Consider the following 15,470-nt stretch of genomic DNA (forward strand, 5'->3'; position numbering starts at 1 on the left):
GCGGGTCGTCCGGGGCCCTCGTGCGTGAGGTGTCGGTGCCGGCGCCTAGGCTGGGAGTGCCATGACGTCGTTGTTCGAGAGCCTCGCCCTGCCCGTCCCCGGAGCCCCGGACGCGCGCGCCGCCGTCGCGCGCTCGCACGCCGGTGAGTCGTCCGGTCTGCCGCTCGTCGTGCCCCCGCGGGACGACGAGCAGGACCCCGGCGCCGCCGAGGACCGGGCCCGGCTGAACGCCGCGGCTCGGCACGACGCCGCCGCCGACGAGCGGCGCGCCGCCGCGCTGCTGGACGGGCTGAACCCGCAGCAGCGTGCTGCCGTGCTGCACGCGGGCGGGCCGCTGCTCATCGTCGCGGGCGCCGGCTCGGGCAAGACGCGCGTGCTCACCCACCGCATCGCCCACCTGCTCGCGACCCACCGCGCGCGGGCGGGGGAGATCCTCGCGATCACCTTCACCAACAAGGCCGCTGCCGAGATGCGCGAGCGCGTCGAGCAGCTCGTCGGGCCGTCCGCCCAGCGCATGTGGGTCTCCACGTTCCACTCGGCGTGCGTGCGGATCCTGCGCCGCGAGGCCGCGACGCTCGGGCTCCGCACGAGCTTCTCGATCTACGACCAGGCCGACTCGCAGCGCCTGCTGACGCTGGTGGCGCGCGAGCTCGAGCTCGACCCGAAGAAGTACCCGGCCAAGGCGCTGGGCCACAAGATCTCCGCGCTCAAGGACGAGCTGGTCGACCCCGACGCCTTCGCGGCCAGCAACGGCGGCGGCCGGGCGGACGACTTCGACACCGTCCTCGCGCAGGTCTACACGCGGTACCAGCAGCGGCTGCAGCAGGCCAACGCGCTGGACTTCGACGACCTGATCATGCGCACCGTGCACCTGCTGCAGGCGTTCCCGCAGGTCGCCGAGCACTACCGGCGCCGGTTCCGGCACATCCTGGTCGACGAGTACCAGGACACGAACCACGCGCAGTACGTGCTGGTGCGCGAGCTCGCGGGGGTCGGCGAGCAGGAGGAGGGCGGCGTCGAGCGCGGCGAGCTGACGGTCGTCGGCGACGCCGACCAGTCGATCTACGCGTTCCGCGGGGCCTCGATCCGCAACATCATGGAGTTCGAGGAGGACTACCCGGACGCCACGACGATCCTGCTCGAGCAGAACTACCGCTCGACGCAGACGATCCTGTCGGCCGCCAACGCGGTCATCAGCAAGAACTCCGGGCGCCAGGCCAAGCGGCTGTGGACCGACTCGGGTGCCGGGCCGCAGATCGTCGCGTACGTCGCGGACACCGAGCACGAGGAGGCGCGGTTCGTCGCCGAGGAGATCGACCGCCTCGGCGACTCCGAGGGCGTGCGCCCCGGCGACGTCGCGATCTTCTACCGGGCCAACGCGCAGTCGCGCGCGCTGGAGGAGGTGCTGGTGCGCGTCGGTCTGCCGTACAAGGTGGTCGGCGGCACGCGCTTCTACGAGCGCAAGGAGATCAAGGACGCGATCGCCTACCTGCGGGCCGTGGCGAACCCCGACGACGACGTCAGCACCCGCCGCATCCTCAACGAGCCCAAGCGCGGGCTGGGGGAGCGCTCGGAGGCGATGGTCGCGGCGTTCGCCGAGCGGGAGCGGATCTCGTTCGGCGCCGCGCTGACCCGTCTGGACGAGGTCCCGGGCCTGGGCACGCGTGCCCTGACCGGGCTGCGTGCGTTCGCCGCGATGCTCGACGAGCTGCGCGACCTCGCCGCGTCCGGCGCCGGGCCCGCCCAGGTGCTGGGCGCCGCGCTCGACCGCAGCGGCTACCTGACGACCCTGCGCGCCAGCGACGACCCGCAGGACGGCTCGCGCGTCGACAACCTCGCCGAGCTGCACGCGGTGGCCGCGGAGTTCGAGGAGTCCGACCCCGAGGGTGACCTCACGGACTTCCTCGAGCGCGTGTCCCTCGTCGCGGACTCCGACCAGATCCCCGTGCCCGACGGCGTCGACGACGAGGCCACCGCCGCAGCCGCGCGCGACGCGGGCGTGGTCACGCTCATGACGCTGCACACCGCGAAGGGCCTGGAGTTCCCGGTCGTCTTCCTCACCGGCATGGAGGACGGCACCTTCCCGCACATGCGGTCCCTGGCCGACCCGGACCAGCTCGCGGAGGAGCGGCGCCTCGCGTACGTCGGGCTGACGCGCGCCCGGCAGCGGCTGTACGTGTCGCGCGCGGCCGTGCGCACCGCGTGGGGCGTGCCCAACGAGTTCCCGCCCAGCCGGTTCCTCGACGACATCCCCGAGGAGCTCGTCGACTGGCGGCGCCGGGAGTCCTCCACGTCGCGGCTGCGCGGCGGGTGGGGCTCGGGCTTCGGTTCCGGCGGGGGGTCGCGCGGCGGCTCGTCGTGGGGGGAGCGCGGCTCGTCCGGCGGCAGCAGCGGACCGGTGCGTACCGAGAAGCGCGAACCGCTGCCGCGCACGGGTGCGTCGTTCGGCTCGGCGACACCGCGGGGCGCCGTCCCGGACCTGTCGATCGGCGACAAGGTCACGCACGACGCCTACGGGCTCGGGACCGTCATCGGGCTCGAGGGCGCCGGGCAGAACGCCGTCGCCAAGATCGACTTCGGCACGAACGGCGAGAAGCGCCTGCTGCTGCGGTACTCCCCGGTCACCAAGCTCTGACGGGTGACGTGCGCCCGGGACGCCCCGGGGGTGGGCGCGCGGTCGGCTACCGTGTCGCGCCGGGACGTCGACCGACAGGAGCGCGCGCGTGAGCAGGACCAGGATCGCTGTGGCGACGGCCGTCGGCGCCGCGATGGTGCTCACCGCGTGCACCGCGGGAGGCGGCGCAGCGGGGACGTCGTCGCCGACCGCGTCCGCCACCGCGTCAGCCGCCGCGGCGGCGCCCGTCGAGCCCGTCGTCGTCGAGACCGTCCTGGACGGCGAGGCGGTCGACCTGGAGGTCGGGCCCCTCGCCGTGCACGACGACGTCGCGGTGCTGCGCCTCGCCGCCCGCGCGCCCTACCCGACGCTGATGTCCGCGTTCACCTACGCGTTCGAGAGCACCAGCCCGGGACCCAACGGCGTCCGCCTGGTCGACCTGGAGGCGGGGACCGTCACGCGCACGCTGCGGACCGAGGACTCCCGGGTGGTCATGACCCGCAACGGCTCGCCGGGCGGCCCCGCGACGGACGCCGCCGCGGCCGCTGCCGGTGACGACACCGTGCTCCTGTACGCCGCGTTCCCGGTACCGGGCACCGCGACGGTGGACGTCCTGCTGCCCGTCGCAGGGTGGGCGACAGGGGTGCCCGTCGTCGACGCGGCCGGTGCCGGCGTCCTCACGGTGCCGCCCGGTGAGCTCGTCGAGGGGACGCCCGTCCCGGAGGGCGCGTTCACGCTCGAGGCGTACACCGAGGTGCTGGGCGGACAGGTGCGGGCACGCCGCAGCGCCGAGCAGCTCGAGGTGGCGGTGGCCTCGGACGTGCTCTTCGGCTTCGACTCCGACCAGCTCGCCCCCGACGCGGACGGCGCCCTGCAGGCGGCAGCCGCCCAGGTCGCGGCGCACGACGGCGGCCGGCTGACGGTCGTCGGCCACACCGACGACCAGGGCGACGAGGCGTACAACCTCGACCTCTCGCAGCGCCGGGCGGCGACGGTCGCGGCACGGATCGCCGAGCTCGCGGACCTGTCGGCGTTCGACGTCGACGTGGAGGGGCGCGGCGAGACGGAGCCCGCCGTGCCCGGGTCGGGTGAGGAGGAGCGGGCGGTCAACCGGCGCGTCGAGCTGGTCCTGGAGGCGCCGCGCGCGTCCGGTGCCGACGAGGTCGTCGAGGTCGCCGGGGCGTTGCCCGACCCCGAGGGGCCGGTCGCGCCCGGGCCGACCGGCGTCGCGGTGGTCGACCGCGAGGGCCGCTTCGACGTCCGGCTGGACGAGGTGCGCCGGGTCGGGCCGTACGTGGTCGGTGGCCTCGAGGTCACGAACACCGGGGACGGCGACCTGACGATGACCTCGCTCTCGGCCGGGGCGAAGGACTCCCGGGGGTCGTTCGACGTCCAGCTGCAGTTCGCTCCCACGAACGTGACCCTCGTCGAGGGCGGCACGCGCCTGTTCCCGGTGGACTACCTCACCGACCCGGACGACGCCGAGCGCGAGCCGCTGGCCGACCGCGTCGTCCACGGCGTCCGGCCCGGGCAGACGCGCCTGGTCACGATCGTCTGGCCCGACCCGGGCACCGACACCGTCACGGTGGAGGTCGCACCGCGGTACCACCACAGCATCGACGGGCTGAGGACCGCCGGGCACGCGCCGTTCCGTCTGACCGACGTGCCGGTCGTCGACGGCTGACCGGCCGCGGCAGCGTCCCCGCCCAGGTCACGCCGGGGATCGGCGCACCTGGCGCTCGTCGCACCGGTACCGTGTGACGGTGGTCACGGAGAACACGGGCGGCAGGGAGCACGCGGCCGACGGGACGCGGGTGGGCGGCTTCGACACCGAGGGGCGGTGGTTCGTCGCCGCGCTGCTGGGGCTCGGTGGGGTCGCCCTGGGGGCCCTGCTGCCGGTGCTCGCCGGGTGGGCAGCCGAGCTGCCGTGGATGCCGTTCCAGGGGCCGCTGCGGCTCCTCGGGTCCTTCGACGGCGGGTGGCTGGTGTGGGGGCGGCCGGTGATCGGTGGAGTCCTCGGGCTCCTCGCCGCCGCCTGGGTCGTCACCGGCAGTGCCGTGCTCGTCGTCGGCGACGAGCGGGTGGAGGTCGTGCGCCGCGGGCAGGTGGAGCGCGTCGTGCGACGCGACCAGGTCGACGGCGTGCACCGGCGCGGCTCTAAGGTCGTGCTCGTGAGCGCGCAGGGCCGGGAGCTGTTCGCCGACGACGTCGAGGGCCCGAAGGACGCCGTCCGCGCCGCCTTCGTCCGGCACGGCTACCCGTGGGAGGGTGCGGACGCCTGATCGACCGGGGCGTGAGCCCGGCCACAGTCTCTCGATGTCGAGGGACCTCGGTCCCGGCGATAGCATGCGTCCGGGCGATGCGGCCGCACCGAGGTCGCTGCGCGCGGTCGACGAGAGGAAACCGGACCAGGTGGACCTGTTCGAGTACCAGGCACGTGACATCTTCGAGAAGCACGGCGTGCCCGTGCTCGGCGGCATCGTCGCCACGACGCCCGAGGAGGCGCGCGCGGCGGCCGAGCAGCTGCTGCCGCCCGACGGCGGCGTGGTGGTCGTCAAGGCCCAGGTGAAGACCGGTGGGCGCGGCAAGGCGGGCGGCGTGAAGCTCGCGCGGTCGGCCGACGACGCCGCCGAGAAGGCCGGTGAGATCCTCGGCATGGACATCAAGGGCCACACCGTGCACCGCGTGATGATCGCGGCGGGCGCGAGGATCGCCCAGGAGTTCTACTTCTCGCTCCTGCTGGACCGCGCCGAGCGCCGCTACCTCGCGATGTGCTCGGTCGAGGGCGGCATGGAGATCGAGCAGCTCGCCGTCGAGCGTCCCGACGCGCTCGCGAAGGTGGCGGTCGACCCCCGCACGGGCATCGACCAGGCCACGGCCGACGAGATCGTCGCCGCCGCCGGGTTCGCCCCGGAGATCGCGGGCAAGGTCGCGGACGTGCTGCAGAAGCTGTGGCTCGTGTACCGCGACGAGGACGCGACGCTCGTCGAGGTCAACCCGCTGGTCCTCACGGAGGACGGCGAGGTCGTGGCCCTCGACGGCAAGGTCACGCTCGACGCCAACGCGGACTTCCGGCACCCGGACCACGCCGCGCTCGAGGACAAGGCCGCGGCCGACCCGCGCGAGGCGAAGGCCAAGGAGAAGGACCTCAACTACGTCAAGCTCGACGGCGAGGTCGGCATCATCGGCAACGGCGCGGGCCTGGTGATGAGCACGCTCGACGTCGTCGCGTACGCCGGTGAGGCGCACGGCGGCGTCAAGCCCGCCAACTTCCTCGACATCGGGGGCGGCGCCTCGGCCGAGGTCATGGCCGCCGGCCTCGACATCATCCTCACGGACCCGCAGGTCAAGTCCGTGTTCGTCAACGTCTTCGGTGGCATCACCGCGTGCGACGCGGTCGCCAACGGCATCGTCGCGGCCCTGGAGATCCTCGGGGACGAGGCGTCCAAGCCGCTGGTCGTCCGCCTGGACGGCAACAACGTGGTCGAGGGCCGCCGCATCCTGGCGGAGGCGGGCCACCCGCTGGTCACCCTGGCCGACACGATGGACGGCGGCGCCGACACGGCCGCCCGCCTGGCGCACAGCGCCGCCTGAGACCCCCGACGCAGAGAGAAGCAGACTTCACATGGCGATCTTCCTGACCGAGGACTCCAAGGTCATCGTCCAGGGCATGACGGGTTCCGAGGGCCAGAAGCACACGACCCGCATGCTCGCGTCCGGCACGAACGTGGTCGGCGGGGTCAACCCCCGCAAGGCCGGCACCACCGTCACGTTCGGTGACGTGGACGTCCCGGTGTTCGGCTCCGTCGTCGAGGCGGTCGACAAGACCGGCGCCGACGTCTCCGTCATCTTCGTCCCGCCGGCGCACACCAAGGGCGCGGTCGTCGAGGCCGTGGACGCCGGTGTGCCGCTGGTGGTCATCATCACCGAGGGCGTCCCGGTGGCGGACACGGCCGAGTTCTTCTCCTACGCGCAGGAGAAGGGCGTGCGGCTCATCGGCCCCAACTGCCCCGGCCTCATCAGCCCCGGGAAGTCGAACGTCGGGATCATCCCGGCCGACATCACGGGCCCCGGGAAGGTCGGGCTGGTGTCGAAGTCCGGCACGCTGACCTACCAGATGATGTACGAGCTGCGGGACTTCGGCTTCTCCACCGCGATCGGCATCGGCGGCGACCCGATCATCGGCACGACGCACATCGACGCGCTCGCCGCGTTCGAGGCCGACCCCGACACCGAGCTCATCGTCATGATCGGCGAGATCGGCGGCGACGCCGAGGAGCGTGCGGCGGCGTACATCGCCGAGCACGTCACCAAGCCCGTCGTCGGGTACGTCGCCGGCTTCACGGCACCCGAGGGCAAGACGATGGGCCACGCCGGCGCCATCGTCTCCGGCTCGTCGGGCACCGCGCAGGCCAAGAAGGAGGCCCTCGAGGCCGCCGGCGTCAAGGTCGGCAAGACCCCGTCCGAGACGGCCGCGCTGGCGCGCGAGATCCTCAGCGCCTGACGCGACGACGTCCGCCCACCGCGGCCCCGGTCCCACGGACCGGGGCCGCGGTGCGTCCGGAGCAGGTCGGTGGGTCGGGGAGCGGCGCGCCGTCGGGGCGCCGCGCCGACCGGTCGACGGCGACGCGCCGGGCCCGGGTCCGGCGACGCGCCGGGGGCACCGGCGACCATGGACGGGTGCCCACCCCGACCGGTCCCGTGCCCGTCACGGGACGCGCGCGCCGCGTCCTGCAGGACGACCCGCGTCCGCGCTTCTTCACGTCGGCGATCGACGGGGCGCCCCGCTGGGCGGTCGGCGCGCTGACGGCGGCGCAGGCCGCCGCGCTGTCCCTGCTGACCCTCGCCGTGCCGGCCGTCGCCGTCTTCGTCGCGACCTCCGCCGACCCCGCCAACGCCGACGTCGCCTGGACGCGCGCCGTCGCGGTCGCGACGCACCTGTGGCTCCTCGCGCACGGCGTGCCCGCGGTGCTGGACGGCGCGGTCGTGTCGGTCGTGCCGCTGGGCCTGACGCTGCTCGCCCTGTTCACCTGCTACGCCTCCGCGCGGCGGTCCGGTCTCGCCACGCGCGTCGGGGCGATCGCGTCCGTCGGCGCCTACGGTCTGCTGGCGGGCGTGGTCGGGCTCGTCTCCGGCGCGGACGCCCTCGGTGCGCTGCGCGCGGTGCTCGGCGGCCTGCTCGTCGCGGTGCCCGGCATCGGTGCGGGCCTGCTGCGCCGCCCGGAGGCGCCGTCGTGGCGCGCGCTGGTCGCACCGCTGACCGAGCGGCTGACGGCCCCGGTGGTCGTCGGGCTGCGTGCGGGCCTGCTCGCCGTGGCGGGGGCGCTCACCGCGGCGGCGCTCCTGACGACGCTGTGGGTGCTCGCGGGGTACGCGACGGTCGTCGACGTGGTGCGCGGGCTGTCGCTCGACGCGATCGGTGGGGTCGTCCTTGGCCTGGCCGAGCTCGCGTTCGTGCCGAACCTCGTGGTGTGGGCGCTCGCGTGGGTCGCGGGACCGGGCTTCGCGGTCGGCGCCGGGACCCGGTTCTCGCCGGGGGAGGTGGTCGCCGGCCCGCTGCCGGCCCTGCCGCTGCTGGGCGCGCTGCCGGACGTGCAGGGCGGCGTGGCACTCACCGCGCCGGCGCTGCTCCTCGGTGTCGGCGCGCTGGCGGGCCTCGCCGTGCACCGGTGGCTGGCGTCGGTGCGCGCCCGGGACGTCCTGGTCGCGGTCGGGGTCGCCGCCGTGACGGTCGGCGTGCTCGTGGCGCTGCTGGTCGAGGCGGCGAGCGGTGCCGCGGGTCCGGGGCGCATGGCGCAGGTCGGGGCGCAGCCCCTGCTGGTCGGCCTGCTCGCCGCGGCGGGCTGCGGGCTGGGTGCGGCGGTCGCGGCCGTGCCGGCGGACGCCGCGGTGCGTGCCGCGGTGGGCGCCGCGGTGCGCGAGCGGCGCGAGCGCCGCCGCGTCGGACGTGTCCGCGCGGAGGACTGAGCGCGTCGTCTCAGGAGCGCGTGCGGCCCCCGTCGACCAGACCTGCCATCGACCCGAGCTGCTCGCTCATGTCCTGCTCCAGCTGCTGCGCGCACGCCCGCTGCGCCTGCTGCGTCAGCGCGGCCGCCTCGCACTGCTGGTAGTCGCGCGCCGCCCCCACGTACAGCAGGCTGGCGGAGCTGATCACGGTCCAGCCGAGTGCCGCGACGAGCAGCACCACCGGCAGCGCGACGACCGGCCCGCGGCCGTGGGCCCCGGCCGCGCGCACGACGGCCAGGATCGCGAGCACGAGGCCCGCGACCGACGCGAGCGGTGCGGCGAGCATGCCCGGGTAGGGCGCACCCGTCAGCAGCACCGCGACCAGCAGCGCGCCCGCGCTCCACGCGGCGGTGCGGGTGGCGCGTGCCACGCCGGCGGGGTCCGGCGGGGTGCCGTGCGGCGGCTCGGTGGGGACGGGCGCACCCGGGTGCGGTGCCCACGGTCCGCCCGGTGCGGCGGGGTCCGGGTGCTGCGGGCCGCCCGGCAGGCCGACGCCGTGCGGGGCCGGTGGCTGCTCCGTGGGCGCCTGCCGTCCCGGCGCCGCCGGCTCCTGCGTCGCGTGGTCCTGCGTCGCGTGGTCCTGCGTCGCGTGGTCCGGCGTCGCGTGGTCCGGCGTCGTCGACCGCTCCGGCGGTGCCCAGGGGTTGCCCATGGCGCCATTCTCCCGTACGTCACGGGGTGGACGTGCGTCCCGGCCCGGTGCCGCCGGGTAGGTTGCGGCGCGTGACGTCCTCCGTGCAGCCCGGTCCCGTCCCGCCCACGCCCCCGGTCACGTCGGCCCACCGTCTGGTGGTGCTCGTCTCCGGCGCGGGGTCCAACCTCGCCGCGCTCCTCGACGCGCACGCCGACCCGGCGTACGGCGCGCGGGTCGTCGGCGTGGTCAGCGACCGCCCGGGCGCGGCCGCGCTCGAGCGCGCCCGGGCCGCGGGGGTGCCGACCGCGGTCGTGGCGCTGCGGGACTTCCCGGACCGTGCGTCGTGGGACCGTGCCCTGACGGAGGCGGTCGGGGTGTTCGCCCCGGACACGGTCGTGCTGGCGGGGTTCATGAAGCTCGTCGGTGCGGCGTTCCTCGACCGGTTCGGCGGTCGGACCGTCAACACCCACCCCGCCCTGCTGCCCTCGTTCCCCGGCGCGCACGGGGTGCGCGACGCGCTCGCGTACGGGGTGAAGGTCAGCGGCTGCTCGGTGATCGTCGTGGACGCCGGCGTCGACGCGGGACCGATCGTCGCGCAGGAGGCGGTGCCGGTGGCCGACGACGACGACGAGGAGACGTTGCACGAGCGCATCAAGGTCGTCGAGCGGCGGCTGCTGGTGGACGTGGTGGGACGTATCGCGCGCGACGGCCTGCGCGTCGAGGGGCGTCGCGTGGTCCTGGGCGGCTGACCCCGGCAGGGACACCCGCCGGGGTCGCCCCGCGCGGCCGGGGCGCCGCTAGAGTGGGCCGCGGTCGTGACTGGCGCGGGTGGAGGACCACCGGGGAGCGACCGAGCACCACCCCTGTCCGTGCACCGCCCGCCTGGGTGCCTGGGTCCTTGCTCGAGGTCCGCCCGGACCACCGACCGACCCAGGAAGGTCCCCGCCATGCCGCACGACGCCACCCCCCTCGCCCCCGTCGCCGACCCGACCGCCGACACGACGCGCCGCCCGGTGCGCCGCGCGCTGCTGTCCGTCTACGACAAGACGGGCCTGGTGGAGCTCGCCACCGCCCTGCACGCCGCGGGCGTCGAGCTGGTCTCGACCGGGTCGACGGCCGCCACCGTCGCCGCGGCCGGCGTCCCGGTGACGCGGGTCGAGGACCTCACGGGCTTCCCCGAGTGCCTCGACGGCCGGGTCAAGACGCTGCACCCGCGCGTGCACGCCGGGATCCTCGCCGACACGCGCCGCCCGGAGCACCTCGCCCAGCTCGACGAGCTCGGTGTTGCCGCCTTCGAGCTCGTGGTGGTCAACCTGTACCCGTTCACGCAGACGGTGGCGTCGGGCGCCGGCGTCGACGAGTGCGTCGAGCAGATCGACATCGGCGGTCCGTCGATGGTGCGCGCCGCCGCCAAGAACCACCCGAGCGTCGCGGTCGTGGTCGAGCCCGCCCGCTACCCGGACGTCGTCGCGGCGGTCGCGGCCGGTGGCTTCACCCTCGCGGAGCGCACCCGCCTGGCGGCCCAGGCCTTCGTGCACACGGCGACCTACGACGTCGCGGTGGCGTCCTGGATGGGCAGCGTCGCGACGGCGACCGACGAGGTCGACGGTGTCGCGACCGGCTTCCCCGCGTGGCTCGGTGCGACCTGGGAGCGCGCCGACGTGCTGCGCTACGGCGAGAACCCGCACCAGCGTGCCGCGCTCTACACGACCGACCACGGCCCCGCCGGGCTGGCCCAGGCGCGGCGGCTGCACGGCAAGGCCATGAGCTACAACAACTACGTCGACGCCGACGCGGCCTGGCGCGCCGCGCACGACCAGGGCGACGTCCCCACCGTCGCGATCGTCAAGCACGCCAACCCCTGCGGGATCGCCGTGGGCACCGACGTGGCGGACGCCCACGCCCGGGCCCACGCGTGCGACCCGGTGTCGGCCTTCGGTGGCGTCATCGCCAGCAACCGGCAGGTCACGCGGGCCGCGGCCGAGCAGATCGCCCCGGTGTTCACCGAGGTCGTGGTCGCCCCCGGCTTCGACGACGACGCCCTCGAGGTCCTCACGCGGAAGAAGAACGTGCGTCTGCTGGTGGTCGACGCCCCGCCGTCGGCGGCGGTCGAGACGCGCCCCGTGTCCGGAGGGCTGCTGGTGCAGTCGGTCGACCGCATCGACGCGCCGGGGGACGACCCCGCCGCGTGGACGCTGGCCGCCGGGGAGGCCGCCGACGAGGCCACGCTCGCGGACCTCGCGTTCGCCTGGCGTGCGGTGCGTGCGGTGAAGTCCAACGCGATCCTGCTGGCCCGTGACGGGGCGTCCGTCGGGGTGGGCATGGGGCAGGTCAACCGCGTCGACTCGTGCCGCCTGGCCGTCGAGCGCGCCAACGCCGGCGACGTCGAGCGGGCGCGGGGCGCCGTCGCGGCGTCCGACGCGTTCTTCCCGTTCGCCGACGGCCTGCAGGTGCTGCTCGACGCCGGCGTGCGCGCCGTCGTGCAGCCGGGAGGGTCCGTCCGTGACGAGGAGGTCGTCGCGGCAGCGCGGGCGGCCGGTGTGACGCTCTACCTCACGGGCACCCGGCACTTCGCCCACTGACGTCGCGCGGCGCCGCTCGTCCACCCGCACGGGCGGGCGGCGCCGGCGCGCGCACGTCCCCCCGCGGTGGTCAGGTGGCGGGGACCGACCGCAGCAGCGTGCGCAGGTCGTCGGGCAGCGCCGGTGCGTCGGGCAGCGGCACGCGCGGCAGGTCGTCGCGCGCCAGGAGGCGCCGGGCCGCACCCACGTCCCGGGGCCGGTCGACCACGAGCACGCCGGTGACGGTGTCGTCGCGGTGCCACAGGGCGGTCCAGCCGCCCGCGGCGGGGTCGCCCAGGAGCGTCACGGCGTCGTCGGTGCCCGGCAGACCGAACAGGGTGAGGTCGTGGCCCAGCTGGGTCGAGAAGACGTACGGGGTCGCCTCGGGTCCCTCGACCGGCACGCCCAGGAGCCGACGCACCAGCACGTCCGGCCCGTGCAGCGCCTCGTCCCAGTGCCCGCCGGCCACCCAGCCGTGGCGACGGGACCGGCGCACGGCGACGTCGCCCACGGCGTGCAGGCCGGGCAGCGGGCCCGAGGCCCCGAGCACCCGGTACGACTCGTCGACGGGCACCGCGCCGCCCCGGAGGGGGACGGCGCCGGCGAGCCACCCGGTGGCAGGGCGGGCGCCGACGGCGACCAGGACGGCGTCCGCCGGCACGTGGGTGCCGTCCGCCAGGTGCACCGCACGGTCGTCCGCCCCGGCGACCCGCACGCCCGTGCGCAGGTCGACGCCCGCCGCCGCGTACCACGGGGCCGTGAGCCCGCCCACGTGCTCGCCGAGCGCCGCGACGAGCGGTGCGGGACGCGCCTCGAGCACCGTGACCGCGTGCCCGGCGGCCGCCGCGACCCCGGCCACCTCCGCGCCGATCCAGCCGGCGCCGACGACCACGAGGCGACGCGACGACACGCCGAGCGCGGTCCGCAGCGCGTCGGCGTCGGCAGCCGTGTGCAGCGTGCGGGCCTGCCAGCCGGGCACGGTCACCGCGTGGGCGCCGGTCGCCAGCACCACGCACGCCGCGGCCAGGTCGCCGCGGTCGGTCGTGACGACGGCGCCCCCGCCGCCCGCGGGTCGCAGGGCCCGCGCGGGCCGGTCCAGGTGCACCTCGTCGGCGAGCGCGTGCAGGTCGTGGCCCAGGTCGTCGGCCAGCCACGCGGGCGTCGGCCGGTCGAGCAGGTGCTTCGACAGCGGGGGACGGTCGTAGGGTTCCACCCCCTCGGACCCCAGCACGCGGACCGTCCCGTCGTAGCCGTGCTCGCGCAGCGCGGCCACCGTCCGCAGCGCGGCCAGACCGCCCCCGACCACGAGGACGTCGGGCGGCACGGGAGCGGGGGAGTCGGGGACGAGGTGCGGATCGGACGTCACGGGATCACCGTAACGAGAGGTCCGCAGCGGTACGCTGGTCCCACACCGCGCACGCCCGCGGGTCGCCGTCCGCGGGTCGCGGGGGTCGTGGCCCCGCCCGGCGGCGACCGAAGTCGGAGGGAGCGCACGGATGTCGGGTCCCGCGCGCACGCCCGCGCCCGGCCGCTCCGAGCCGGTGTGGCCCCCGCGGCCCGTGCCGCCCACACGGCCGGCGGCCCCGACGCGCTCGACACGACCCGACGCCCGTCCCGACGCACGACCGGACGCACGTGACCGCGCCGACGTCGCGGCGCCGCGCACCGGACGCCCCGCGTCCGGGCCGGCGGTCGGACCCCCGTTCGCGACCTCCGCCGGGCCTCCCGGCGCCCCCGTGCGCCCGGCGAGCCTCCCCACCCCGACGGCGGCCCCCGTGCCGGCACAGCCCGCCGAGCCCGTCCCGGCCGCGACGTCGGCGGGAACGGTGCCCGACGGGCCGCCCGAGGCGCCGGAGGTCCCGCCGGAGGAGCGTCCGCTCGACCCGCGCAGCATCGCGCGTGCGTCGCTGGCGGCCGGGCGCAACAGCTCCCTGTGGTGGACGCTGTCGGGCATCGGGGTGGCCGTCGTCGTCACGTTCCTCACCGACGCCGTGGTGGGCACGCGGGTCCTGGCGCTGCTGCTGGTGGGCTACGCCGTGGTGCGCGGCGCCGGCAAGGACGCGCCGGTCGCCGTCACGGTGCGCTCACGGCCCGTCGACGTCGCGGTCCTGGTGAGCGGGGCGCTCGCGCTGCTGGTGCTCGCGCAGCTGGTGCCGCTGCGCTGACCCGCGGTCCCACGGGCGGCTCGGGCGGCTCGGCCCGGCGCCGGCGCGACGTCCCTCGTCGGTCGCGGCCCTCCCGCCGCCGGACGTGCCGACCCCGGAACGGCACGAGGCCCGGGGGGTTCCCCGGGCCTCGTGCTGGTGCGTGTCGCGGGCTCAGCGCTCCGTGACCACCACGTCCTCGTCGGCGACGTAGAGCTCGTCCTCGCCGAACAGGGAGTCCTCGACGGGCTCGGCCGCGAACGCGCGGTAGACGAGTGCGGCGATGGCCGCACCCAGCAGCGGCGCGACCCAGAACAGCCAGACCTGCTCGAGCGCCCACGAGTCGGAGAAGATGGCCGCCGCCAGCGAGCGGGCGGGGTTCAGCGAGCCGTTCGTGACCGGCGTGGCCAGCAGCAGCATCACGGTCAGCGTCAGGCCGACGGCGAAGGGCACGTGCTGGCGGTTGGCCCGCCGGTCGGTGGCGCCCAGGATCACGCCGACGAACACGGCGGTGGCCACGACCTCGACCAGGAGCGCGGCCACGAGGCCGAACTCCGCCTGGCCGTTCGACAGCAGGGCCAGCGGGGAGTGCTCGCCGAACCCGTTGGCGGTGCCGCTGAAGAACGAGCGGGTGCTCGCCTCGGCGCCCTGGCTGAGCAGGGCGGGGAGCGTGGTCGGGACCGTGAGGAACAGCACGGCCGCGGCGATCGTGCCGCCGACGACCTGGGCGAGCCAGTAGGGCAGCAGGTCGCGGAAGGGCGTGCGGCCCGCGAGGCAGGCGCCGAGCGTGACGGCGGGGTTGAAGTGGCCGCCCGAGACGTGACCGACCGCGACGATGGCCGCGAGGACCGCGACACCGAAGCCGAGGGCGACGCCGAGGCCACCGCCGACGTTGCTGAACGACGCGTACAGCGCGATGCCGACGCCGGTCAGCACGAGGAAGAACGTGCCGAACGCCTCGGCGCCGAGCCGTGCGGGCAGGCCGGGGGCGGCGGCGACGACGGTCCCGGCGGGCACGACGTACTGCTCACCCGTGCTCGTCTCGTCGTCGTCGTCGTCGTCGTCGTCCTCGTCCTCGTCGTCGACGTCCGTGGCCGCGGCCGGGGCGGGCGGCGTGGCGGGTGCCGGAGGTGTGGCGGGCGCCGGGGGTGCGGCGGCCGCGGCGGCGGGCTCGGTGCCGGTCGCGGGCCGGGCGACCGGCTCCTCGACGACGACCTCCTCGACGACGACCTCCTCGACCGGCTCGCTCGCCGTCGGCTGCGGCGCGGCGCCTGCGGCCGTCGTGTCGCCGGGCTCCGGGATGCCGTCGGGTGTCTCTGGCTTCTGCTGGGACATGTCGGTCCTGTCGTGTCAGGTGGCCGGGCCACCGGTCGGTGCCGCGATGCCGTCGGGCTGCGTCCGGTGGACGGGCGTGGCACGGGCGACACTGGGGCGAACTACGCAAGCCCAGCATGCCAGCCCGGGCCGCAGGTGCGCAGGGGCGGGCCGCGGGGCGGACGGCTGCAGCGCCG

Annotated in this window: 12 protein-coding genes and 1 riboswitch; of the genes, 9 read left to right on the forward strand and 3 right to left on the reverse strand. The window is 76.0% G+C overall.

Annotated elements, in window-relative coordinates:
• The first annotated feature begins 61 nt into the window (after window positions 1-61).
• The 6 genes from pcrA to BMZ16_RS05690 all read left to right on the forward strand — a co-directional run bounded on the left by pcrA (window position 62) and on the right by BMZ16_RS05690 (window position 8,581).
• Window positions 62-2,635, forward strand: coding sequence for a DNA helicase PcrA (gene pcrA, locus BMZ16_RS05665; protein ID WP_089798528.1), 2,574 nt, complete (start codon window positions 62-64; stop codon window positions 2,633-2,635).
• A gap of 88 nt (window positions 2,636-2,723) precedes the next feature.
• The gene (locus BMZ16_RS19690) at window positions 2,724-4,298 is read left to right on the forward strand and encodes an OmpA family protein (protein WP_304441034.1); all 1,575 of its coding nucleotides are present in this window, start codon (window positions 2,724-2,726) and stop codon (window positions 4,296-4,298) included.
• 79 nt (window positions 4,299-4,377) lie between these two features.
• Window positions 4,378-4,896, forward strand: coding sequence for a YqeB family protein (locus tag BMZ16_RS05675; RefSeq protein WP_177199594.1), 519 nt, complete (start codon window positions 4,378-4,380; stop codon window positions 4,894-4,896).
• Window positions 4,897-5,026: 130 nt separating this feature from the next.
• Window positions 5,027-6,208 (forward strand): ADP-forming succinate--CoA ligase subunit beta, encoded by a 1,182-nt coding sequence (sucC, locus tag BMZ16_RS05680; protein WP_089798531.1) that lies wholly within the window; start codon window positions 5,027-5,029, stop codon window positions 6,206-6,208.
• A 31-nt stretch (window positions 6,209-6,239) separates the two neighbouring features.
• Window positions 6,240-7,118, forward strand: a complete 879-nt coding sequence (gene sucD / locus BMZ16_RS05685; RefSeq protein WP_089798532.1) for a succinate--CoA ligase subunit alpha — start codon at window positions 6,240-6,242, stop codon at window positions 7,116-7,118.
• A 176-nt stretch (window positions 7,119-7,294) separates the two neighbouring features.
• Entirely contained in the window at window positions 7,295-8,581 is a 1,287-nt protein-coding gene (locus tag BMZ16_RS05690; RefSeq protein WP_255366372.1) for a cell division protein PerM, read from the forward strand.
• Between the two features lie 10 nt (window positions 8,582-8,591).
• On the opposite strand, the gene BMZ16_RS19200 is transcribed toward BMZ16_RS05690, so the two are convergent.
• Window positions 8,592-9,272: a hypothetical protein gene (locus BMZ16_RS19200; RefSeq protein ID WP_177199595.1), complete on the reverse strand. Its 681-nt coding sequence runs from the start codon at window positions 9,270-9,272 to the stop codon at window positions 8,592-8,594.
• Between the two features lie 71 nt (window positions 9,273-9,343).
• Between BMZ16_RS19200 and purN the strand changes: the two genes are divergently transcribed.
• Both purN and purH read left to right on the forward strand, forming a co-directional pair.
• Window positions 9,344-10,003 (forward strand): phosphoribosylglycinamide formyltransferase, encoded by a 660-nt coding sequence (purN, locus tag BMZ16_RS05705; protein WP_089798535.1) that lies wholly within the window; start codon window positions 9,344-9,346, stop codon window positions 10,001-10,003.
• A 56-nt stretch (window positions 10,004-10,059) separates the two neighbouring features.
• Window positions 10,060-10,149: riboswitch (ZMP/ZTP riboswitch) on the forward strand.
• Between the two features lie 52 nt (window positions 10,150-10,201).
• The gene (gene purH / locus BMZ16_RS05710; RefSeq protein ID WP_089798536.1) at window positions 10,202-11,836 is read left to right on the forward strand and encodes a bifunctional phosphoribosylaminoimidazolecarboxamide formyltransferase/IMP cyclohydrolase; all 1,635 of its coding nucleotides are present in this window, start codon (window positions 10,202-10,204) and stop codon (window positions 11,834-11,836) included.
• A gap of 70 nt (window positions 11,837-11,906) precedes the next feature.
• On the opposite strand, the gene BMZ16_RS05715 is transcribed toward purH, so the two are convergent.
• A complete protein-coding gene (locus BMZ16_RS05715) occupies window positions 11,907-13,181 on the reverse strand; it encodes an NAD(P)/FAD-dependent oxidoreductase (protein ID WP_089798537.1) in 1,275 nt (424 codons plus the stop codon).
• Window positions 13,182-13,590: 409 nt separating this feature from the next.
• Here BMZ16_RS05715 and BMZ16_RS05720 point away from each other — a divergent pair, with 409 nt between their 5' ends.
• On the forward strand, window positions 13,591-13,980 hold the full coding sequence (locus tag BMZ16_RS05720) for a DUF3017 domain-containing protein (protein WP_255366373.1): 390 nt from the start codon (window positions 13,591-13,593) through the stop codon (window positions 13,978-13,980).
• Between the two features lie 153 nt (window positions 13,981-14,133).
• Here the strand turns inward: BMZ16_RS05720 and BMZ16_RS05725 are convergent, their stop codons facing one another.
• A complete protein-coding gene (locus BMZ16_RS05725) occupies window positions 14,134-15,294 on the reverse strand; it encodes an aquaporin (protein ID WP_089798538.1) in 1,161 nt (386 codons plus the stop codon).
• Between the last annotated feature and the right edge of the window lie 176 nt (window positions 15,295-15,470).

This window comes from Cellulomonas sp. KH9 (assembly GCF_900114185.1).
Classification (GTDB): domain Bacteria; phylum Actinomycetota; class Actinomycetes; order Actinomycetales; family Cellulomonadaceae; genus Cellulomonas.

Excerpts from the sequence above, each read along its gene's own strand:
- sucD (WP_089798532.1), top strand. The coding sequence starts at position 6,240 with ATGGCGATCTTCCTGACCGAGGACTCCAAGGTCATCGTCCAGGGCATG.
- pcrA (WP_089798528.1), top strand. The coding sequence starts at position 62 with ATGACGTCGTTGTTCGAGAGCCTCGCCCTGCCCGTCCCCGGAGCCCCG.
- BMZ16_RS05725 (WP_089798538.1), bottom strand. The coding sequence starts at position 15,294 with ATGTCCCAGCAGAAGCCAGAGACACCCGACGGCATCCCGGAGCCCGGC.
- BMZ16_RS19200 (WP_177199595.1), bottom strand. The coding sequence starts at position 9,272 with ATGGGCAACCCCTGGGCACCGCCGGAGCGGTCGACGACGCCGGACCAC.
- purH (WP_089798536.1), top strand. The coding sequence starts at position 10,202 with ATGCCGCACGACGCCACCCCCCTCGCCCCCGTCGCCGACCCGACCGCC.